General features: G+C 71.2%; 22 protein-coding genes and 2 tRNA genes. 13 read left to right on the forward strand and 11 right to left on the reverse strand.

Features of this window, described 5'->3' with window-relative positions:
- Positions 1-451 precede the first annotated feature (451 nt).
- Positions 452-1,189: a YceI family protein gene (locus AAD528_RS09870; protein WP_345751911.1), complete on the forward strand. Its 738-nt coding sequence runs from the start codon at positions 452-454 to the stop codon at positions 1,187-1,189.
- A gap of 133 nt (positions 1,190-1,322) precedes the next feature.
- Entirely contained in the window at positions 1,323-2,501 is a 1,179-nt protein-coding gene (locus AAD528_RS09875; protein ID WP_345751912.1) for an IS481 family transposase, read from the forward strand.
- Positions 2,502-2,548: 47 nt separating this feature from the next.
- Here AAD528_RS09875 and AAD528_RS09880 read toward each other — a convergent pair.
- From AAD528_RS09880 to galU, 4 genes are all read right to left on the reverse strand, one after another.
- Positions 2,549-2,621, reverse strand: a tRNA-Ala gene (locus tag AAD528_RS09880).
- Between the two features lie 80 nt (positions 2,622-2,701).
- Entirely contained in the window at positions 2,702-3,613 is a 912-nt protein-coding gene (locus AAD528_RS09885; protein ID WP_345751913.1) for an AAA family ATPase, read from the reverse strand.
- A 115-nt stretch (positions 3,614-3,728) separates the two neighbouring features.
- Positions 3,729-4,361 carry a GNAT family N-acetyltransferase gene (locus tag AAD528_RS09890; RefSeq protein ID WP_345751914.1) on the reverse strand — a complete coding sequence of 211 codons (633 nt, stop codon included), beginning with the start codon at positions 4,359-4,361 and terminating at the stop codon, positions 3,729-3,731.
- A 23-nt stretch (positions 4,362-4,384) separates the two neighbouring features.
- Positions 4,385-5,272 (reverse strand): UTP--glucose-1-phosphate uridylyltransferase GalU, encoded by an 888-nt coding sequence (gene galU, locus AAD528_RS09895; protein ID WP_345751915.1) that lies wholly within the window; start codon positions 5,270-5,272, stop codon positions 4,385-4,387.
- Positions 5,273-5,381: 109 nt separating this feature from the next.
- On the opposite strand from galU, the gene AAD528_RS09900 reads away from it, so the two are divergent.
- The 3 genes from AAD528_RS09900 to mscL are packed head-to-tail and all read left to right on the forward strand — an operon-like array spanning position 5,382 to position 6,728.
- Positions 5,382-5,969: a 5-formyltetrahydrofolate cyclo-ligase gene (locus AAD528_RS09900; RefSeq protein WP_345751916.1), complete on the forward strand. Its 588-nt coding sequence runs from the start codon at positions 5,382-5,384 to the stop codon at positions 5,967-5,969.
- Between the two features lie 29 nt (positions 5,970-5,998).
- A complete protein-coding gene (locus AAD528_RS09905; protein ID WP_345751917.1) occupies positions 5,999-6,268 on the forward strand; it encodes an FmdB family zinc ribbon protein in 270 nt (89 codons plus the stop codon).
- 46 nt (positions 6,269-6,314) lie between these two features.
- A complete protein-coding gene (gene mscL / locus AAD528_RS09910) occupies positions 6,315-6,728 on the forward strand; it encodes a large conductance mechanosensitive channel protein MscL (protein ID WP_345751918.1) in 414 nt (137 codons plus the stop codon).
- A 257-nt stretch (positions 6,729-6,985) separates the two neighbouring features.
- Here the strand turns inward: mscL and AAD528_RS09915 are convergent, their stop codons facing one another.
- A complete protein-coding gene (locus tag AAD528_RS09915) occupies positions 6,986-7,186 on the reverse strand; it encodes a hypothetical protein (RefSeq protein ID WP_345751919.1) in 201 nt (66 codons plus the stop codon).
- Positions 7,187-7,188: 2 nt separating this feature from the next.
- Positions 7,189-10,884: an AAA family ATPase gene (locus AAD528_RS09920; protein ID WP_345751920.1), complete on the reverse strand. Its 3,696-nt coding sequence runs from the start codon at positions 10,882-10,884 to the stop codon at positions 7,189-7,191.
- A gap of 209 nt (positions 10,885-11,093) precedes the next feature.
- On the opposite strand from AAD528_RS09920, the gene AAD528_RS09925 reads away from it, so the two are divergent.
- Both AAD528_RS09925 and AAD528_RS09930 read left to right on the forward strand, forming a co-directional pair.
- Entirely contained in the window at positions 11,094-11,645 is a 552-nt protein-coding gene (locus tag AAD528_RS09925) for a methylated-DNA--[protein]-cysteine S-methyltransferase (RefSeq protein WP_345751921.1), read from the forward strand.
- Entirely contained in the window at positions 11,642-12,277 is a 636-nt protein-coding gene (locus AAD528_RS09930; protein ID WP_375339603.1) for a DNA-3-methyladenine glycosylase I, read from the forward strand. Before AAD528_RS09925 ends, AAD528_RS09930 begins: the two co-directional genes overlap by 4 nt.
- Positions 12,278-12,355: 78 nt before the next feature.
- Here the strand turns inward: AAD528_RS09930 and AAD528_RS09935 are convergent, their stop codons facing one another.
- Positions 12,356-13,993: a monocarboxylic acid transporter gene (locus AAD528_RS09935; protein ID WP_345751922.1), complete on the reverse strand. Its 1,638-nt coding sequence runs from the start codon at positions 13,991-13,993 to the stop codon at positions 12,356-12,358.
- Positions 13,990-14,340 carry a DUF485 domain-containing protein gene (locus AAD528_RS09940; protein ID WP_345751923.1) on the reverse strand — a complete coding sequence of 117 codons (351 nt, stop codon included), beginning with the start codon at positions 14,338-14,340 and terminating at the stop codon, positions 13,990-13,992. The genes AAD528_RS09935 and AAD528_RS09940 overlap by 4 nt, the downstream gene beginning before the upstream one ends.
- 147 nt (positions 14,341-14,487) lie before the next feature.
- Here AAD528_RS09940 and AAD528_RS09945 point away from each other — a divergent pair, with 147 nt between their 5' ends.
- The 4 genes from AAD528_RS09945 to AAD528_RS09960 all read left to right on the forward strand — a co-directional run bounded on the left by AAD528_RS09945 (position 14,488) and on the right by AAD528_RS09960 (position 16,408).
- Positions 14,488-15,342, forward strand: a complete 855-nt coding sequence (locus tag AAD528_RS09945) for a LuxR C-terminal-related transcriptional regulator (protein WP_345752114.1) — start codon at positions 14,488-14,490, stop codon at positions 15,340-15,342.
- Positions 15,343-15,436: 94 nt separating this feature from the next.
- Positions 15,437-15,781 carry a histone-like nucleoid-structuring protein Lsr2 gene (locus AAD528_RS09950; protein ID WP_345751924.1) on the forward strand — a complete coding sequence of 115 codons (345 nt, stop codon included), beginning with the start codon at positions 15,437-15,439 and terminating at the stop codon, positions 15,779-15,781.
- A gap of 187 nt (positions 15,782-15,968) precedes the next feature.
- A complete protein-coding gene (locus AAD528_RS09955) occupies positions 15,969-16,250 on the forward strand; it encodes a Fe-S cluster assembly protein HesB (RefSeq protein ID WP_345751925.1) in 282 nt (93 codons plus the stop codon).
- A gap of 86 nt (positions 16,251-16,336) precedes the next feature.
- Positions 16,337-16,408: transfer RNA gene (locus tag AAD528_RS09960), tRNA-Arg, on the forward strand.
- An 8-nt stretch (positions 16,409-16,416) separates the two neighbouring features.
- On the opposite strand, the gene AAD528_RS09965 is transcribed toward AAD528_RS09960, so the two are convergent.
- A complete protein-coding gene (locus AAD528_RS09965; protein WP_345751926.1) occupies positions 16,417-17,175 on the reverse strand; it encodes an alkaline phosphatase family protein in 759 nt (252 codons plus the stop codon).
- Positions 17,176-17,232: 57 nt separating this feature from the next.
- On the opposite strand from AAD528_RS09965, the gene AAD528_RS09970 reads away from it, so the two are divergent.
- Positions 17,233-17,706, forward strand: a complete 474-nt coding sequence (locus AAD528_RS09970) for a CinA family protein (RefSeq protein WP_345751927.1) — start codon at positions 17,233-17,235, stop codon at positions 17,704-17,706.
- A 33-nt stretch (positions 17,707-17,739) separates the two neighbouring features.
- On the opposite strand, the gene AAD528_RS09975 is transcribed toward AAD528_RS09970, so the two are convergent.
- Together AAD528_RS09975 and AAD528_RS09980 are read right to left on the reverse strand one after the other, a co-directional pair.
- Positions 17,740-18,672, reverse strand: coding sequence for an aldo/keto reductase (locus AAD528_RS09975; RefSeq protein ID WP_345751928.1), 933 nt, complete (start codon positions 18,670-18,672; stop codon positions 17,740-17,742).
- 22 nt (positions 18,673-18,694) lie between these two features.
- Positions 18,695-19,552: an aldo/keto reductase gene (locus tag AAD528_RS09980; RefSeq protein ID WP_345751929.1), complete on the reverse strand. Its 858-nt coding sequence runs from the start codon at positions 19,550-19,552 to the stop codon at positions 18,695-18,697.
- Between the two features lie 122 nt (positions 19,553-19,674).
- Here AAD528_RS09980 and AAD528_RS09985 point away from each other — a divergent pair, with 122 nt between their 5' ends.
- Positions 19,675-20,595 (forward strand): LysR family transcriptional regulator, encoded by a 921-nt coding sequence (locus tag AAD528_RS09985; RefSeq protein ID WP_345751930.1) that lies wholly within the window; start codon positions 19,675-19,677, stop codon positions 20,593-20,595.
- The last annotated feature ends 20 nt before the right edge of the window (positions 20,596-20,615 follow it).

Consider the following 20,615-nt stretch of genomic DNA (forward strand, 5'->3'; position numbering starts at 1 on the left):
TGAGTTCTCAAGGATCGGATGCTCCCAGCCCTGCGGCTCCCACCGCAGCCCTCCGGGGCAACTTCTCTATCTTATCCATCTCATTCGGTTTGTCAATCCGACACGCCCGGGCGCTTTCTGCAGAGCAGAACGCCCAGCGCAACGCACCGACCGGTCCGATAGAGCTGGATCCTCCACCCTAGGCCCGAGGACCCACACGCTCAAGAGCGTGTCCTTCGAAGTGGAGGTTGTCGCCGACCTGGGGTGGGAGCCTTCCGGCTCAACCTCACCGCTTGGCGGCGACAAGGGAATACATTACGCAGATCCCCGCCACCCGGCAAACCACACCCACTCCCGGGCGTGTCGCACAGCTCCTGCCGCGTCGTTCCGCGGATCCGTCCGCCTGGGGGATCCTTATGAGTCCCGCCTCGGGGCTGTGCCCGACGTGCGTCGCACCCGCACAATCGCTTGCATGAGCGCCCCCGATTCCCGCCGCGGTCCGAGCCGCCGGTCCATCGTCGTCCTCAGCATGCTCGGCGTGCTCGTGCTGCTCGGCGGCGTCGCCGCCGCCTTCGGGCCGGCCTTCTACCGAGACGTCATCGTGGGCGAGGCGCCCTCCGCCCCGACCACGGGATCCGATCCATCCGAGACCGATACGCCCGCGTCCGAGGTCGAACCCGTCGAGGATATCTCCGGCGCGTGGCAGGTGGGCGCCGGCTCGTACGCCGGGTACCGCGTGGACGAGGTGCTCAACGGCACCGATGTCACGGTCGTGGGCCGGACGGAGCAGGTCACCGGCGAGGTTCAGGTGCAGGATCTCGCGCTCGCGGACGCCGAGATCGAGGTCGACGTCGCGTCCATCGCCACGGATCAGGCGCCGCGCGACGCGTACTTCCGCGACAACGCGCTGCAGGTGACCGAGCATCCGACCGCGACGTTCCGCCTCACGCAGCCCGTCTCCGCGCAGGCCGAACCGGATGCCGGGGACGAGGCGACGATCGAGGTCACCGGTGAGCTCACCCTGCACGGGGTCACGCGCCCGGTCACGGCCGAGGTCGACGCCGCCTTCGACGGCGGCACCGCGCGGGTGGCCGGCAGCATCCCGATCACGTTCGCCGACTTCGGCATCGAGGCGCCGAACCTCGGGTTCGTGCGCGTCGAGCCCGACGGCTTCGTGGAGTTCCTGCTCGTGCTCGAGAAGGCGCCGTAGCCGGGAACGACGAAGGCCCCGCCTCTCGGCGGGGCCTTCTCTCGGTGGACCCAGGGGTATCCGAATTCACGACATGTGTCACAGGTGATGCGTCGCTGATGAGTCGCGACATGCGTCACAGTCGAATGGGCGGGTGTCGAAGCATCGCGTCGTCGTGTTGAAGATCATCGCCAAGCAGCTCACGGTCGCGGAGGCGTCCGTCGAGTACGGCCTCTCGCGCCGTCAGCTGCACCGCCTGCTGGCCCGTTACCGCGACGGCGGGCTGGACGCCGTCGAACCACGTTCGAGACGCCCGAAGTCGAACCCCGCGGCGACGGCGGCCGCGATTCGCGACCGGATCATCGCCCTGCGTCGGCAGCTGACCGCCGATGGTCATGATGCGGGCCCGGTCACGATCGCCTGGCACCTCGAACAGGACGGACACCGCCCGCCCTCGACCTCCACGATCCGCCGCGTCCTGCACGCCGAAGGCCTGATCACACCCGAGCCGCGTAAGCGCCCCAAGTCGTCGTTCGTCCGGTTCGAGGCCACGCAGCCGAACGAGACCTGGCAGTCCGACTTCACCCATTGGCGCCTCGCCGACGGGACTGACGTCGAGATCCTGAACTGGCTGGATGACCACTCCCGGTTCCTGCTGTCCTGCACCGCCCACGCCCCGGTCACCGGAGACGATGTCGTCACCACATTCCTCGCCGTCGTCGAGGAGCACGGCGCCCCCGCCTCAACCCTCACCGACAACGGGCGCGTCTACACGGCCCGGTTCGGCGGAGGACGCAACGCGTTCGAATACCTCCTGCCACTCCTCGGCATCCGGCAGAAGAACGGCTCTCCCGGGCACCCGCAGACCCAGGGGAAGATCGAACGCTTCCACCAGACTCTCAAACGCTTCCTCACCGCCCAACCCGCGCCCCGCACCGTCCCGCAACTGCAGGCGCAGCTCGACGCGTTCCGAGAGCACTACAACGAGCACCGCCCACACCGCGCTCGCGACCGCACGACACCCGGCCTCGCCTACCGCGCCACCCCGAAAGCACTCCCAGTCGGCAGCCGAGAAGGCCACTACCGGCTCCGCTACGACCGCGTCGACAAGACCGGCCGGATCACCCTGCGCCGAGCCGGGCGCATGCACCACCTCGGCATCGGCACCGCCCACCGCGGCAAACGCGTCCTCGCCCTCATCGACGAGACCACCGTCACCATCACCCACCTCGACACCGGCGAGATCCTCGCCACGAACCTCATCGATCCCACTCACGGCTACTGGCGAAACCAACAACGAGAGCCCGGCCGATGGCCGGGCTCTCGTCAGTGACATATCTCGCGACTCATCTGAGACACATGCCTCGACTCATCACACGGTGGACCCAGGGGGATTCGAACCCCCGACCTTCTCATTGCGAACGAGACGCGCTACCAACTGCGCCATGGGCCCGTGAACCTCGGACTACGTTACCAGACCTCCGGGCCACTCCCGCACGCGGGCCGCCTCCCGGGCGCGCCGCGCGACGTGGTTCAGGCCGACGCGCGCCGCGCGAGCAGGTCGCGCACGTGCGACTCGATCTCGGCGTCGTCGACGTAGCCCATCCTCGCGTACGGCGAAGCGACCGGCGCCGGCTCGGGACGCGCGGTCTCGATCGGCACGGGTGCCGGGCGCAGCCGCTCGGCGCGGGCGCGCAGCGCCTCCCGCTCCGCGACGCGACGCAGGGCCTCGCGGGCGTCGACCTCCGCGCGCGCGGTCTGCGCACGCGATCCGGCCGTCGTGGTGAGAGGGGCGGGCAGCGAGCGCGGCACCCAGCCGCGGTCGGCCTCGTCGATCAGGGCGACCGCCGCGGCGCGGCGCACGGGCGCGGCAGCGACCGGGGTCGCCGTCCGGCGGGCGGCGCGCGTCTGCACGGCCGACATCCGCTGCAGCGTCACGAGTCCGGCCAGCGCGAACGCCGCGCCGACACCGAGCCACGCTCCCCCGGCGCCTGCGACGAGCGCCCAGCTGCCGAGACCCGCCACGGCGAGCCCGGCGAGCGTCACGGCCGTGGCGACGACGCGCATCCGTCGGCGGGCCTTCGCCTGCCGGACCGCGGGCGCGGCACGCAGCGCGGCGAGCTCCCGCCGCTTCTGCTCGAGCGCGACCAGATCCTGGTCCTGGCGCAGGCGGGTCTCCTCGATCTTCAGGCGGCTCTGCTGGGCCTGCAGCCGCTTCGCGAGCTTCTGCTTCGCGGAGGCCTCGCGGGTGGTGAGCTCCACGCGCACCACCTCGGGGGTCTCGCTCGTCTCCGCGAGCACGCGCAGCGCCTGGTTCAGGCGGACGGCGTTGCGCTCGGCCGCGTTGTACTGCGCGCGGCTCTGCCACGTGGGCAGCAGGTAGACGAGCCACAGCGCCACGGCGACGGCGACGACCACGCCTCCGCCCAGCATCTGCCCGTCCATGCGACCCACGGTAGGGGACGCGCCGTCCCCACCCCGGGACGTCGCGGGCGTGTCCCGCACGACGCCGGCGATCACCCCCTGTGCGGGCGCGCGAAGGCGTGAGCCGATGAACAGCTCAGGCGTGAGCAGAGGAATCGGCGGGAGGGATGTCGGCCGCGTGCTCCGGCGCGCGTCCCGACAGCCAGCGGTGCAGGACGCCGTCCGGCGCATCCTCGGTCGTGAGCGCGAACGCGTAGTGGTCGCGCCAGTCGCCGTCGATGTGGATGTACCGACGTCGCAGGCCCTCGTAGCGGAACCCGAGCTTCTGCACGACGCGCAGGCTCGCGACGTTCTCCGGCCGGATGCAGATCTCCATCCGGTGCAGCTGCAGCTCGGTGAAGCACACGTCGGTCGCCAGCGCCACGCTCGTGGGCGTGATGCCCTTGCCCGCGAAGCGCTCGCTGACCCAGTAGCCGATCGTCGCGGAGGACAGCGATCCGCGGGCCACGCCCCACACGTTGAGCTGGCCGGCGACCTCGCCGTCGTACTCCATGACGAACGGCACGCCCTGTCCGTCGCGGTACTGCTGCAGCAGGCGCCGGATGCTCCCGCGCATGTCGAGCGGGGCGGGTCCTCCCGGGCTCGTCGCCTCCCACGGGCGCAGCCACGAGCGGTTCGTCACCAGCTCGTTCTGCAGCACCCGGGCGTCGCGATGACGAACGAGCCGGATGGAGATCGGCCCGTGCTGACGCGGGGCGAGACCATCCATCCGGCTCCTTCGGGAATATGTGACTACAGCGTCTGCGCGAACTCCTTGAACCACGGGCGCAGCTCGGGTCCGAGGTCCTCGCGGTCGGCGGCGAGACGCATGATCGCCTTGATGTAGTCGACCCTATCGCCGGTGTCGTAGCGACGACCGCGGAACACGACGCCGAACACGCCGGGGCCCTCGGGATCGGTCGCGACCTCCTGCAGGGCGTCGGTCAGCTGGATCTCGCCGCCCTTGCCGGGCTGGGTGCGCTCGAGGATCGGGAAGATCTCGGGCGTCAGCATGTAGCGGCCGATGATCGCCAGGTTCGAGGGAGCCTCCTCCTTGGCCGGCTTCTCGACGAGGCTCTTGACCTTGACGACGCCCTCGGTGTCGGTCTCCTCGACGTCGGCGACGCCGTACAGGTGGATGCTGTCGGGGTCGACCTCCATGAGCGCGATGACCATCGCGCCGCGCTTGGCCTGCTCCGCGATCATCGTGGTCAGCAGCTCGTCGCGCTCGTCGATCAGGTCGTCGCCCAGCATGACGGCGAAGGGCGAATCGCCGACGTGGGCGTACGCACGCAGCACCGCGTGCCCGAGGCCCTTCGGCTCGCCCTGGCGGACGAAGTGGATGTCGGCGAGGTCGCTGGAGGCCTGAACGCGCTCGAGGCGGGCCTTGTCGCCCTTGTCGAGCAGCTTGGTCTCGAGCTCGGGGACGGCGTCGAAGTGGTTGGCGAGCGCGTTCTTGTTGCGCCCGATGATCATGAGGACGTCGCGGATGCCGGCGGCGACCGCCTCCTCGACGACGTACTGGATGGCCGGCTTGTCGACGACCGGCAGCATCTCCTTGGGAGTGGCCTTGGTCGCGGGGAGGAAGCGCGTGCCCAGTCCGGCCGCGGGGATGACTGCCTTGATCTGCGGGGGATGCATTCCCTCATCGTAGGCGACGAGACGTTATCCCCCTGTGATCCCGCCGGTGAACAGCGGCCCGCGCGCCGGTGATCCCGGCCGCTCGGGCGCCCGCCCGTAGACTCGACGCATGACGGACGCGCTGGACCAGGCCAAGCGGGCGCTGCGCGCCGAGCTCCGCGAGCGACGACAGCTGCTGTCCGACGGGCAGCGCGAGAGCGCCGCGGAGGGGATCCGCTCGCAGCTCGAGGCGCTCATCGCCTCGCTCGGTGCCCGGAGCGTGTCGTGCTTCCTCTCCTCTCCCACGGAGCCGGGCACCCGGTCCTTCATCAACGCCGCGATCGAGCGGGGCGTCCGCGTCCTGCTGCCGGTCATGCGCGAGGACGGCCTGCTCGACTGGACGGTCGCCTCCCCCGGCGGCGAGGAGGTGCAGAGCGCGCTGGGCGTGCCCGAGGCGGTCGGCGAGCTGCTCGGCCCCATCGCGGTCAACGACGTCGACCTGATGATCGTCCCGGCCGCGGCGGTCGATCGCGGCGGCATGCGGATGGGCTGGGGCCGCGGATTCTTCGACAAGACCCTGGGTTCGATGGCGCGGCGTCCCCCCGTCTACGCCGTCATCTATGATTCGGAACTGGTCGACAGCGTGCCGCAGGACGTGCACGACCAGCCGGTGACCGGGGTCGTGACCCCGACGCGCACCGTGCTGCTGTCCGACTGATCCGATCCGCACAGAACCCTCGAGGTCGCATGCCCACCTACGCCTACGCCTGCAAGACCTGCGGGCACGCCTTCGACGCCGTCCAGTCCTTCGCCGACGCCGCGCTGACCGAATGCCCCGCCTGCGGCGGCGTGCTGCGCAAGCAGTACGGGTCCGTCGGCGTCACGTTCAACGGATCCGGCTTCTACCGCACGGACTCGCGCGCATCGTCGACGAGCGCGGGCAGTTCTGCTGCTGGCGGCACCTCCACCCCTGCTGCATCATCGAAGACGGAGTCGTCGCCCGCTTCGGGCACGTGACCAGGATCTTTCGATCAGCCGGGCGATCCGGCGGAGGGGAGCACCCATGCTTCAGGGCTTCAGAGACTTCATCACCCGCGGCAACGTGATCGATCTCGCGGTCGCCGTGATCATCGGCGCCGCGTTCACGGCGATCGTCACGGCGATCGTCGAGAACTTCGTCAACCCGCTCATCGGTGCGCTCGTGCCGTCGGGCAACCTCGGCGACTGGGTCATCCCCGTGCCCGGCGTCTTCGCGACGGCGAACTTCGGCATCGGAGCGATCATCTCGGCGATCATCAACTTCCTCGCCGTCGCCGCGGTCGTGTACTTCCTGCTCATCGTCCCGATGAACAAGCTCGCCGAGCGCCGAGCCGCTCGGCTCGGCGTCGTCGAGGAGACCGCGCCGGCCGCGCCGACGCAGGAGGAGCTGCTCGCGGAGATCCGCGACCTGCTCGCCTCGCAACAGCCGCGCGCCTGATCCGCCCGCATCGCGGAGGCCGCTCCCTCGGGAGCGGCCTTCTGCGTTGCGGTCGCTCGTCAGCGCTGCGCCTCGACTCGCTTCGCTTCGCTCGCTCGACGACCGGGCTGCAACCGGCCAGGTGCGACCGAAGGGAGCGTGCCCCGAAGGGGCCCACCAGCGCGCCCGGACGGAGCGAAGCGACGTCCATCGAGCGCGAGCGCCGGCGCGGAGCGTCGGCCGAGCGATCGATCAGCGCGCGGCCAAAGACGAACTTGTCAGTAGTGCGGCGGGACGTCGCGGCGCAGGCGCTCGTCGTTCGGCCCCGTGTCGACGCCCGGATCGACGGGGGCCTTCTCGCCGCGCAGCGTCGCCTCCGCCTCCGAGTCGCTGAGCGTGCCCTCCACGGGCGTCAGCTTCGCGCGGCGGGATCCGCGCACACGGACCACCCTCTGGCGCGGCTCCTCCGTGTCCGGCACGGTCAGATGCTGAGCGGCTGCGTGTCGCCGTCGGCGCGCTGCGCCTCGGGCGAGACGCCGAGCACCGCCGCGATCCGCTCGGCCACGGCCGCCGGGTCGCTGTAGAGGTCGAACGCGTGCACGCGCACGTAGTGCCAGCCGAGGCGGCGCAGCACGTGCGGGCGCAGGCGCAGCGACTCTCGCAGCGACTCGCTGCGGGACTCGGGATCGGGCTCGACCACGACGGCCTTGCCGCCGTGCTGGGCCACGAGCGGCAGGAGTCCGCGGTAGTCCACGTCGACGGCCACGCCCAGGCGACGCAGCTCGCGCGCGAGCGCCAGCGTCAGCGGGTCGGCGAGGTCCTCGAGGCGCGCCTCGCGACCGCGCGCGGCGACGCTGCCCAGGATGCCCATGAGCGTCGCGGCGCCGTGCTCGAGCCGGCCCTCGTCGAACGCGGACGGACGGATCGACGACACGATCACCATGGAGCGGCGCGCGCGGGTCATGCCGGCCGTGAGCAGCCGCTCGCCGTCGGGCGTCGACAGGTCGCCGAAGTCGCTGAGGACACGGCCGTGCTTGGTGAGGCCGTAGCCCAGGGAGAAGATGACGCGGTCGCGGCTCTCCGCCGTCGCCTGCTCGAGCGTGAGGACCGCGAGGGGCTCGGCGGTCTCGCGCGCGACGAAGTCGGCGACATCCGAGCGTCCGGCGAACGCCTCGGTGACGGCGCTGCGCACGCGCTCGGCGTGACGGCGGCTGGCCGTGACGACCATGAGCGACTCGCTCGGTCGGTGGAGCGCGTGCTCGACGACCAGCGTCACGACGCGCGCGACCTCGGCGTCCGGGCTCTCGACGGATCCGGTCACGGGATCGGGCGTGCCCGATCCGCCCTCGACGTAGTCGACGGACAGGCTGCCGCGGCCGAGGTACGAGCCGGCCCACGGCAGCGAGACGATCTCGCCGCCGTAGAACGCGTCGTTCACGAGCTCGGCGAGGTCCTCGCCGCCGGCGCGGTAGCTGCGTGTCAGGGTCGCGACGGGCAGGATCTCGGCGAGCGTCTCGAACAGGCTCTCGCGGTCGACCGCGCCGTCCTCCGCGGGCTCGCCGATGGCGGCGACCGCGAACGGCGTCGGTCGCTGCGTCACGGGATCGCCGAACGCGACGACCTGACGGGCGCGGCGGATGGCCGGGACGGCCTCGGTCGTGCCGATGGCGCCGGCGTCGGCGATCAGCACGACGTCGAACGACGGGTCGTCCGGGATGGCGGGGACCTCGTACGGCGACGCGATCCACACCGGGGCGAGGATCCGCCCGAGCGTCGGCGCCGCGGCGGCGAGATCCGCCGGCGAGACCTGTCCCTCGGTCAGGGCGCGACGCAGCGCGGTCGACTCGGCGGGCTCGTCGACGATGCCGATCCGCCACTGCGCTGCCAGCTGCCACGCGAGCAGGGGCCCGGATGCCGCGGCGTGCGCCTCGTCCACGAGACGGAAGTCGCGCTCGAGACGATCCACGACCGACGTGTTGGCGCCGAGCAGCGCGCGGTCGTCCTGCAGCAGGTGCTCGAGCACCGACTGCCACCACGCGAACTCGAGCTCCTCGCCCACGCGCTCCTCGTCGACGTGCCGCACCGACAGCTCGGTCAGAAGCGGCTCGAGCCCGAGGCGGGCGAGCTCGGAGCGCAGCTCGGCGCGCTCGACGATGTTGTCGAAGACGTCCGAGTCGGCGGCCAGGCCCGCGAGCGTGCGGACGAGGCGCTGCACAGGCATGGCCGACAGGCGGGTGCCGCGCCCGAGCGCGCGATCCAGGTCGGTGAGCTCGGCCTCCACGCGCTGCCACTCGACCTGCGCGTCGGCGAGTCCCAGCGGGATGTCGGGGATCGTGCCCACGTCGACGAGCTTCTGCCACTGCGCACGCTGATGCTGGATGCGCACGAGCGCCTCGTGCATGTCCGAGAGGTGCACGCCGGGACGCAGGTACTCCTTGGCGAGCCGCTTCAGGCGGCGGCGCGACGCCCCGGTCATCTGCGCCTCGCGGCGCGGACCGTAGGCGCGGATCATGTCGGCGAGCGGACGCTCGAAGACGGTCGGGCTGAACCGGTCGAGCGAATCGCGGATGCCGTGCAGCAACCGGAGGAACTCACCGAGCTCGTCGATGGTCGTGAAGGGCCGCATGCGCGTCTGCGCGATGAGCTCGTAGCCGCGCTCGAGCAGCTCGGGCACGCTCTTGCGGTGCAGCTTGCCCGCCTGCTCGTGCGCGCGGCGCGCCTCCTCGGTCGTGGCGAACGTGACGCCGTACCAGGGCGAGTCGTCCGGGCCGACCTTGAACTCGCCCAGGCGCGCGGCCAGCGCGAGGGTCTTGCCCGCGGAGACGCGGTCGCCCGCGAGCGCCTCGAGGGCGCGCAGCCCCAGGCGGGCGGAGGTGGACGGCGGCTCGGGCAGCGAGGCGAGCTTGGTCAGCGCGCGGGTCGCGTCGAGCACCGAGACGCCCAGGCGGTCGTGCGTGCGGGTCAGGGCGCGGCGGTAGTCGCGCAGCACCGTGCGCAGCCGCACGAGCGCGTCGTCGACCTCGGCGACCTTGGGCTGGGTGGCCTTCTCGTTGCGGCCGATCGCGCGGATCAGGTCACGGCGCAGGTCGGCGGGCGAGACGGCCAGGCCGTCGAGCCCGATGCCCGCGAGGCGGTGGCGCACGCCGTCGAGCGTGGCGCGGCGGGCGCTCACGACCAGGACGCGCTTGCCGGCGCGCACGAGCGATCCGACCGCGTTGATGACGGTCTGCGTGCCGCCCGTGCCGGGCAGGGTGTGGACCACCAGCGACTCGCCGGCCGCGATCCGCGCCAGCACGGCCTCCTGCTCCGCGTCGGCGTCGAGCAGCAGGGTGTCGGCCGCAGGTGCGCGTTCGTCCGGGTTCGGGAGCGTCGTCGCGGTGGTGTCCGCGGCGAGCGCGGCGAGATCCTCCGGATGTCCCGCGAGCGCGTTCAGCAGCGGGTGATCCAGGACCGTCAGGTCACGGGCCATCGCGCCGCCGACGTCCGCGAACGTGGAGACGATGAGGCGGGGGCGCACGGAGAAGGTGTCGACGTGCGAGAGCGCGGCGCGCAGGTGGTCGATGACCGGCTGCGGCTTGAAGACGCCCTCGCCGTACGCGAGGGCGGCCAGCGCGTCGCCGTCGATCTCGATGCCGAAGTGGTCGCGCGCGGCGCGCACGAGCTCGGGGTTCACCTGGAACCGCCCGTGCAGCTTCAGCTCGAAGTCGGTGTGATGACGGCGGATCGCGAGCGGGCGCAGCAGGACGGGCGCCGCGAACTGCTCATCGGCCACGCGCCACACGGCCATGCCGACCGCGAGGCGGACCGCGTCGATGCCGCGCACGGTGCGCAGCTCGAGGTGCTTGGCGGTGATGCGCTCGGCGGCGATCCGCGCCGTGCGCAGCGCGACCTCGTCGCGGAACAGGTTCGACAGCAGGGTCGACTTGCCCGTGATGAACTGCGGCAGGCTGCCGGGGTGGGCCTTCGTGATGTCGATGCCGGCCTCGGCGGGCTCGGCGCCGTCGGCCGCGATCGGGAAGTGCAGCAGCGGCGAGGGGCCTCCCAGCTCGCTCGCGACGCCGCGCAGCCGCTCCCGTTCGGGGTCGGCGACGTGCGCGACCACGACCCCCGGCTCGGCCACGCCGAGATCGGTCGGGGTCACGATGGTTCTCGTGTCATCCGCCACGATGCGATCCATCGCGGAACTGCCTTCTGTCCGCCACACGTGAGCCAGGCTAGGCGGGCGGGGTCGCAACGCCGCGCGGGCCCGCGGAGTTTCGCCGGATTCACTCCGCGCTTCTCTCCCGCTGGCCGGGCCGCTCGTCCACAGCCCCGGGGCCCCGGTCCTCTCGCCCCCATTCCGCGATGCCGGCGCCCGGTGTCGGCGGCGGACGAGAGGATGGAGGCGTGACCCTCCGCTACGACATCGCCGGCACGCCGATCGGCCTCGTGACGGCCGTCCTCTCCGACGACGGCCTGCTGGCGCTGCACGTCTCCGACGACTCCGACCGGTGGGTGCTCGAGATGCTCGCGCGCGAGCACGGTGTCGTGCCGGATCGCACCCCGGGAGCCGGAGACGCCCTGTTCGCCCAGCTCGACCAGTACTTCGACGGCGAGCGCCGCGCGTTCGACGTCGCGATCGACTGGAGTCTCACGCACGGCTTCGCGCGCGATGCGCTGCGCGCCGCGTGCGACATCCCCTACGGCGAGACCGCGAGCTACGGCGAGGTGGCCGTGATGGCCGGGCGGCCGCGTGCCGCGCGCGCCGTCGGCACCGCGTGCCGCACCACGCCGTTCTCCCTCGTCGTGCCGGTGCATCGCGTCGTCCGGGCCGACGGCACGCTCGGCGAGTACGGGTCGCATCCCGAGACCAAGCGCTTCCTGGTCGAGCTCGAGCGCGGGGCCGCGCGTCCGCCCGCGTTCTCCATCCCACCCGCGCCCGAACGGAGCCGATCGTGACAGATGCCGCCCTCTCCACCGAGCTCGTGACAGGGGCCGACGGACTCGTCCGGCCGCTGTGGGCGGCGCGCGATCCGCTCATGCAGGCGTACTACGACACCGAGTGGGGCATGCCGATCCGCGACGAGCGAGGGCTCTTCGAGCGGCTCAGTCTCGAGGGATTCCAGTCGGGCCTGTCGTGGGCGACCATCCTGCGCAAGCGACCGGCGTTCCGCGCGGCGTTCGCGGACTTCGATCCGGATGTCGTCGCGGCGTTCGACGAGGCCGACGTCGAGCGGCTGATGGGCGATGCCGGCATCGTCCGCAACCGGGCGAAGATCCTCGCCACGATCGGCAACGCCCGCGCGACCGTCGCGCTGCGCGGCACCGTCTCCTCTGCCGACGGCGACGGCGGCGGGCTGGCCGAGCTGGTGTGGAGCTTCCGGCCGGAGGCGACGCCCGCGCCGCGCTCGTTCGCCGATGTGCCCACGTCGTCGCCCGAGTCCCTCGCACTGTCGAAGGAGCTCAAGCGGCGCGGCTTCCGCTTCGTGGGACCGACGACGATGTTCGCGCTCATGGAGGCGGTCGGCATCGTCGACACCCACCTGGTCGACAGCCACCGCCGCGGGTCGAGCGGCGTCTGGCCCGCCTGACGGGCCGCAACGACCGAGCGCCGGTCCGGAGGCGTGTAGGCCGCCCCGGGACCGGCGCTCGGCGCCGTGTTCACCGGATCAGTGGTTGACCGCCTTCTCGGCCCCGTGCCCCGTGAGCGAACGCACCTCCATCTCGGCGGCGAGGCGCGGATCCTCCGAGCCCTTCGACGTGAGCGAGCCGATCCAGCCGAGCAGGAAGCCGATCGGGATCGACACGATGCCGGGGTTGCTGAGCGGGAAGATCGCCGTGCCGGCCTTCAGCACGCCGGTCTCCCCCCAGAACACCGGTGACAGCACGATGAGCACGACCGCCGAGATGAGACCGCCGTACATGCTCCACACCGCGCCGCGCGTGGTGAAGCCGCGCCAGAACAGCGAGTACAGGATCGTCGGCAGGTTCGCCGACGCGGCGATCGCGAAGGCCAGCGCGACGAGGAACGCGACGTTCTGGCCGATCACGGCGATGCCGCCCACGATGGCCAGCAGGCCGATCACGACGATCGTCACGTTGGCGACCTTGCGCTCCTGCTTCTCGGTCGCCGCGCCGCGCTTGATCACGCCGTTGTAGATGTCGTGCGAGAACGACGCCGCCGCCGTGATCGTCAGGCCCGCCACCACCGCGAGGATGGTCGCGAAGGCCACCGCCGAGATGATGCCCATCAGGACCGGACCGCCCAGCGCCTGCGCGAGCAGGGGTGCCGCCGAGTTCACGCCGCCGGGCGAGCTGAGGATCGTGCCGGCGCCCACGAGACCGCCCGCGCCGTAGCCCAGCACCAGCGTCAGCAGGTAGAAGCCGCCGATCAGCATGATCGCCCAGACGACCGACTTGCGGGCCTCCTTCGCGGTCGGCACCGTGTAGAAGCGCATCAGCACGTGCGGCAGTCCCGCCGTGCCGAGCACCAGTGCCAGACCGAGCGACAGGAAGTCGATCGGGTTCTTGTACTGCAGGCCCGGGTCGAGCACCGAGGCGCCGCCCGCGATCGCGTCCTCGAGCGCCTTCGCGGTCTCGGGGTAGGTCTGGTTCTGCGAGGCCTCGACCGCGGCGCTGAACAGGTCGACGCCCTGGATGGCCAGCACCCAGATCGTCATCAGCAGCGCGCCTCCGATCAGCAGCCCCGCCTTGACGATCTGCACCCACGTGGTGCCCTTCATGCCGCCGATCAGCACGTAGCCGACCATGAGCACGCCGACGACCGTGACGACCGCCGCGGTGCCCACCTGGTCCGTCACGCCCAGCAGCAGCGCGACGAGACCGCCCGCGCCGGCCATCTGCGCCAGCAGATAGAAGAAGCACACGACGAGCGTGCTGATGGCCGCCGCCATGCGCACGGGGCGCTGCTTGAGGCGGAACGAGAGGACATCCGCCATCGTGAACTTGCCGGTGTTGCGCATCAGCTCGGCGACGAGCAGGAGCGCCACGAGCCAGGCGACGAGGAATCCGATCGAATAGAGGAATCCGTCATAGCCGTACACCGCGATGGCGCCGCAGATGCCGAGGAACGACGCGGCCGACAGATAATCGCCCGCGATCGCGAATCCGTTCTGCGTTCCCGAGAACGAACGGCCGCCCGCGTAGAAGTCCGCGGCCGTCTTGTTGTTGCGCGAGGCGCGGATGACGATGAACAGCGTCACAGCGACGAATGCGGCGAAGATCGAGATGTTCAGGACGGGCTCGTTCTGGCTCGCCGCATCGGCGGCCGCGGCGACGACGTTCATGCGCCCGCCTCCTGCTTCTCGAGATCTTCACGGATCGCGGCGGACTTCGGGTCGAGCTTCGTGTTCGCGAATCGGACGTACCAGAGCGTGATGATCAACGTGGTCGCGAACTGGCCCAGGCCGATCAGCAGCCCGACCGTCATGTCGCCGAGGACCGGCTGCGACATGAAGTCCTTGGCCCATCCGGCGAGCAGCACGTACACGAAGTACCAGACGAGGAAGAACACCGAGAGGGGGAACACGAACGAGCGGTGGGTCCGCTTCAATTCGCGGAATCGCGGCGAGTTCTCTTCCGCGATGTAATCGATGCGTCCCTTGGCGGGTGCACCGGGGGGCGTGTCTGTCACGAGGCCTCCTTGCCACATGTCGAGCGCCGCGATGCCGCATCGCACCGGGCGAACGGCCCTGCGCACACGCACGGCCGATGATAGGTTCGACGCTACGAAAGACGGCGAAGAGGCCGTCACCCCCGAAAGTAGGTATCCCTGTTGACCGTGCAACAGGAACTCTCCGAGGACCGCCGGCTCGTGAACGACGCCGTGCGAGAACTCGCCCGGCGCACGCGCTTCCCGGTCGCGTTCGGCGGACTCATCGAGAACGGCGTCGCGCAGATGACGGCGTTCGTCGGCAATCACACCGACGCACTCCAGGGGCTCTCGGTGCGGCCCGAGCGCGGCCTCGGAGGCCGCGCCATGGTCGAACTGCGGCCCCGGATGACGGGCGACTACCGCACGGCTCGGCAGATCACGCACGACTACGACCTGTACATCCTGGGCGAGGGCATCGGCACGCTGATGGCGACGCCGGTGATCGTCGCGGGCAAGGCGCGCGGCGTGCTCTACGGCGGCGCCTGGAGCCGGTCGAGCGTCGGCGGCGTGGTCGCGGCGCCGGCGGTGAGCGTCGCCGAGGAGCTCTCACGCGAGCTGGCCCGCCGGGACGAGGACCGACGGCGCGCCTCGGAGGCACCCGTCCCCCTGCCGGTCGATCTGTCCGCGAGCCATCGCGAAGAGCTGCGCGAGAGCTATGCGGAGCTGCGGGCGATCGCCGCGTCGATCGACGATTCCTCGATACGCGCCCGGCTCGCCGACGTGGAACGACGTCTTGCCGCGCTTTCCGGATTCGCCGATGCACCGCGCACCGAGGCCATTCCGGACGTGCGCCTTTCCCCCCGCGAGGTCGATGTGCTCGCGCGCGCCGCTCTCGGCGAGACGAATGCGCAGATCGGCGCGCTGCTGGGCCTCCGCGAGGGAACCGTGAAGGCCTATCTGAGTGCGGCGATGGCGAAACTCGACGCATCGACTCGGCACGCCGCCGTTGCCAGAGCGCGCAAATGGGGACTTCTCCCATAGCAGGCTCCGGATCGCATTCCGGAGTTTTCACCTGAGCCGATATGGGCAGTTCTCTCGGTGAAATATCCCTGCGTAAAGCGCTATCATCGGCGCCATGGCCCGTAAGATCGTCCACCAGCTCGTCGATGACCTCGACGGCACCGTCCTCGAACCCGGAGAGGGAGAGACCGTGCTGTTCTCCCTCGACGGCAGAAGCTACGAGATCGACCTGACCGCGGACAACGCGCAGGCTCTGCGCGACACCTTCGCGAATTACATCTCGGCAGCCCGACGCATGTCGTCGGGATCATCGGCCTCGGCTTCCACGCGCGCACGTCGGCGCACCGGCCAGACCGATTTCGGCCCCATCCGTGAATGGGCGAAAAAGAACGGATACACCGTGTCCGAGCGAGGCAGGGTGCCCGCCGCCATCATCGAGGCATACGAAGCCGCGAATTGAATTACCACGCATAGATATCTCTCATCGCCCCCGCTCGGCTACGGCCGGCGGGGGCGATGCCTATTGCCGCGACGCAATGCGACCCGGAGGCCGGATTCAGGTGTGTATCCCCTGGACGTCGCGCGCGAGCCTTGCAATCGATCCGGATTCTCGGAATCGTGGCCGGTCCCGAGGGAAGGAGAGCCAGATGCTCACGCTTACCGAGAACGCCACGGACGCCGTCCGCACGATCGTGTCCCAGACCCCGGACGCCTCGACTGCGGGGCTCCGCATCGAGGGCACGAGCGCGTCCGCCGAGGGCTACGCGCTCACGCTCGCCCCGTCGCCCGAGCAGGGTGACACGGTCGTCGAGAACGGCGACGCCCGCGTGTTCCTCGAGCAGGTCGCAGCGGATGAGCTGGACGACAAGGTGCTCGACGCGCAGGTCACTCAGGAGGGCGTGCGCTTCGCCCTCGCTCTGCAGCAGTAACGCTCAGCGCATCGCGCGGCGCCGCCCGGGTCATCCGGGCGGCGCCGCATGTCCGCGGCGTGTCCCCGGCTAGACTTGCCGGGCCAGCCTCTGTAGCTCAATGGAAGAGCAGTTCCGTCCTAAGGAAACGGTTGGGGGTTCGAGTCCCTCCAGGGGCGCCGATGATTCAGGCGCCGGCGAGCGCCCGCAGCGCGAAGTCGACCACCCGGGTCGAGTCGAGCGCGTCCCACCCGGCGATGCGCCGGTCTCCTGCGAACCACACCGTGGCCTCCGGCGACGTGTGCGTGCCGTGGCCGCCCTCGTCCCGGTGGCCGTGGTCGGTCGTGAGCAGCACGGTCCACTCGTCGCGGCGGTCGGAGATCGCGGCCAGCAGGCGGCCCACCAGCGCGTCGGTCGCCTCGAGCGCCGCGACGTAGCGCTCCCCCACGCCGTGGAAGTGGCCGGCCATGTCGACCTGGCCGAGGTACACGAACGCCGCCGCGAGGTCCCGGGCGCGCAGCGCGACCTCCGCGTGCGCCGTCACGGCCTCGTCCGCGCGGACCCACGACGTGAGGGTCGTCGGGCGTCGCAGCGGCACGAACACGTCGCCGCGCACCAGCGGACCTGCGCCGGTGCGGCGTCCGATGACGGGCCAGCTCGCCGCGGCGTAGGTCTCGCCGCCCGCGCGGCGGACACGCTCGAGCAGATCCGGATGCCGATGCAGTCGCGGCGTGCGCTGCCAGTTGCGGCGCACGCCGTGCTCGGCGCTCCATACGCCCGTCAGGATCGTGGCCCACTGCGCGGCGGACATCGTCGGCTGCGTCGCCGGGATCACGGCGGTCGTCAGGAAGCCCGATGCGACGACCTCGTCGATGCGCGGCGTCCGGGTCGTCAGCAGCCGATCGTGCCGGACGCCGTCCAGCGCGATGAGCAGAAACCTTCTCACCGCGCAAGCCTCCCATCATCCCCGGCTCCTGCACGTGAGCCGTGCGAGGGTGGATGGGTGAGCAGTCCCATCCATCACCTGAGAGACGCCGCCCGCGAGCGCGGCCTGACCGTCGCCGTCGCCGAGTCCCTCACGTCAGGCCTCCTCGCGAGCGAGGTCGGCAAGGGCGAGGCCGCCGGGGAGTGGTTCTCCGGCGGCGTCGTGGCCTACCGGATGCCGGTGAAGACGCATGTGCTCGGCGTGCCCGACGGCACCGATCCGACCTCCCCGGAGTGCGCCACGGCGCTCGCGACCGGCGTGCGCGCGCTGCTCGACGCCGACGTGGCCGTGTCGACCACGGGCGTCGGCGGACCGGATGACGAGGACGGCCACCCGGCCGGCACCGTCTACCTCGGCTGGGCGACCGCGGATGACGCGGGCGCCGAGCACTTCCGGTTCGACGGCGAGCCCGAGGACGTCCTCGCGGCGACCGTGGACCACGCCGTCCGGCTGCTCGTGCGCCTCGCGGAGGCCGAGCGCCGGAGGGCCTGATCTCGGCCGGTCACCGCTCGCGGTGGGCGCGGATCACGGCACGACGTAGCCCGCGGCGCGGAACAGCTCGTACCACTCGGCGCGCGTGAGCGGCACATCCGAGCCGAGCGCCGCGGCCGTCACGCGTTCGGGCGTGGTCGTGCCGAGCACGACCTGCATCCGCGCCGGGTGGCGCGTGATCCACGCGACGGCGATGGCCTCGGCCGGCACACCGTACTTCTCGGCCAGGCGGTCGATCACCGCGTTCAGCTCGGGGTAGCGGTCCGAGCCGAGGAACGGGCCGTCGAAGAACCCGGCCTGGAACGGCGACCACGCCTGGATCGTGATGTCGTTCAGGCGGCAGTAGTCGACGATCCCGTCGTCGCGCACGATCGACTGATCCAGGCCCTGCATGTTGGCCGCGACGCCCTGGGCGATGATCGGCGCGTGCGTGATCGACAGCTGCAGCTGGTTCGCCACGATCGGCTGCGACACGTGCTTGCGCAGCAGATCGATCTGCCGCGGCGTCTGGTTCGAGACGCCGAACGCGCGCACCTTGCCGGCGGCCTCGAGCTCGTCGAACGCGCGCGCGACCTCCTCGGGCTCGATGAGCGCGTCGGGGCGGTGCAGCAGCAGGATGTCGAGGTAGTCGGTGCCGAGCGCCTCGAGCGAGCCGTTCACCGAGTCGACGATGTGCTCGTACGAGAAGTCGAAGTACGGCCCGTCCTTGACGATGCCCGCCTTCGACTGGATCACGAACTGCTCGCGCTCCGACGACGTCAGCTTCAGCGCCTCCGCGAAGCGACGCTCGCAGCCGTGCACCGAGGATCCGTAGATGTCGGCGTGGTCGAGGAAGGTGATGCCGGCGTCGCGCGCGGCGCTCACCAGCGTGCGCACCTCGTCGTCGGACTTGTCCTGGATGCGCATCAGGCCGAGGACGACGTTCGACGCCTCGATCTCGGTGCCGGGCAGGGTGAAGGTCTTCATGTGCGGGTTCTCCTCGGACGTATCAGGCGGACAGGCGGGCGACCTGGTCGGCGGTGAGCGTCAGCTCGGTCGCCGCGGCGGAGTCGCGGATGCTCTCGGGGCGGGACGCGCCGGGGATCGGGATGACGGTGGGCGCGAGCGCGAGCTCCCACGCGAGCGTGACCTGGTAGACGCTGGCGCCCACCTCGTCCGCGACCTCCTGGAACGCGCCGTGGCGACCCGCGAGGTCCTTCGCGTTCGCGATGCCGCCGAGCGGGCTCCACGGGAGGAACGCGATGCCGAGCTCGGCGCAGTGCTCGAGCTCGCCCTGGCTGGAGCGGAAGGCGGGCGAGAACTGGTTCTGCACCGACACGAGGCGTCCGCCCAGGATGTCGCGGGCCTCGTCGATCTGCGCCACGTCGGCGTTGGAGATGCCGGCCATCAGGATCGCGCCCTCGTCGAGGAGATCGCGGATCGCGCCGACCGAGTCTGCATACGGCACCGACGGGTCGGGGCGGTGGAACTGGTACAGGCCGATCGCGTCGACGCCGAGGCGGCGGGCCGACTCCTTCGCGGCGCGCTTGAGGTACTCGGGGTCGCCGTTGCGCGTCCAGGTGCCGTCGCCGGGGCGGAGGTGGCCGCCCTTCGTGGCCACGAGCACGCCGTCGGCGCCCGCGCCGTACTCGCGCAGGGCGCGGGCGATCAGCTCCTCGTTGTGGCCGACCTCGTTCGCGTCGCGGTGGTACGCGTCGGCGGTGTCGATGAGGGTGACGCCGGCGTCGAGCGCCGCGTGGATCGTGGCGATCGAGCGATCCGCGTCGGGGCGGCCCTCGATCGACATGGGCATGCCGCCCAGGCCGATCGCCGAGACGGACCGGTCTCCGATGGTGCGCTGCTGCATGTGCGTGTTCCTTCGCGGTCGGGCTGCGGGCGTCCGAGCGGGCGCCGCGTCCTCACTCTAAGAATCGGTAATCTAGAAGTCCAACAGTTGCGACTTCTGAGATTCATGACCGGGAGATATGGATGGACTTGCGCCAGATGGAGTACCTCCTCGCCGTCGCCGAGGAGCGCCATTTCACGCGCGCGGCCGAGCTCGCGGGGATCTCGCAGTCGGGCCTGTCGTCCGCGATCCGCGGCCTCGAGGAGGAGCTGGGCACCGCCCTGTTCGACCGCACGACGCGCCGCGTGGAGCTCACGGAGGCCGGGCTCGCGCTCCTGCCGTACGCGCGCCAGATGCTGGCGCAGGCGGCCGGCGCACGGGATGCCGTCGTGAAGGCGAGCCGCGAGGTGACCGGATCGCTGCGCATCGGCGCCGAGCAGTGCCTCGGCTTCGTCGACGTGGCGGCGCTGCTCGAGCGCTTCCACCGCCGTCACCCGCGCGTCGAGACCCACTTCACCCAGGCCGGGTCCCAGGACCTGATCACGTCCACCCGCGCGGGCGACATCGACGTGGCGTTCGTCGCCACCACCAAGCACCTGGGCGCCCTCCCCCACCAGACCCTGGGGCAGGAGTCGCTCGTGCTCCTCGCCTCACCGGATCATCCGCTCGCGCTGGGCGCAGGGCGCCAGGAGATCGCGTGGCGAGCACTGGAGGGCGAGGACTTCATCGACTTCGCCGCGTCCTGGGGCATCCGCGAGCTGAACGAGGAGACCCTTGCAGCCCAGGGCGTCCATCGCCGGGTGCGCTGCACCGTCAACGACGTGCACACGCTGCTCGATCTCGTCACGCGCGGCCTCGGCGTGGCCGTCGTGCCCCGGCACGTCGCGGCCAAGCCGCAGGCGGCGGGGCTGCGCGTGCTGACCCTGCCCGAGACCGCGGGCCTGTCGTGGACCGTGTCGGTCGTCTCGGCGGCGCACGACCGCGTCGAGGCGCCCTCGGCGCACCTTCTCGAGCTGCTCGCCGACGCGAGCGCCTCCGCCGAGCAGCGCGTGCTGGCCGGCTGAGCCCGGACGCACCCGTGGGC

Source organism: Microbacterium rhizophilum (assembly GCF_039605615.1).
GTDB classification, from domain to species: Bacteria; Actinomycetota; Actinomycetes; order Actinomycetales; family Microbacteriaceae; genus Microbacterium; species Microbacterium rhizophilus.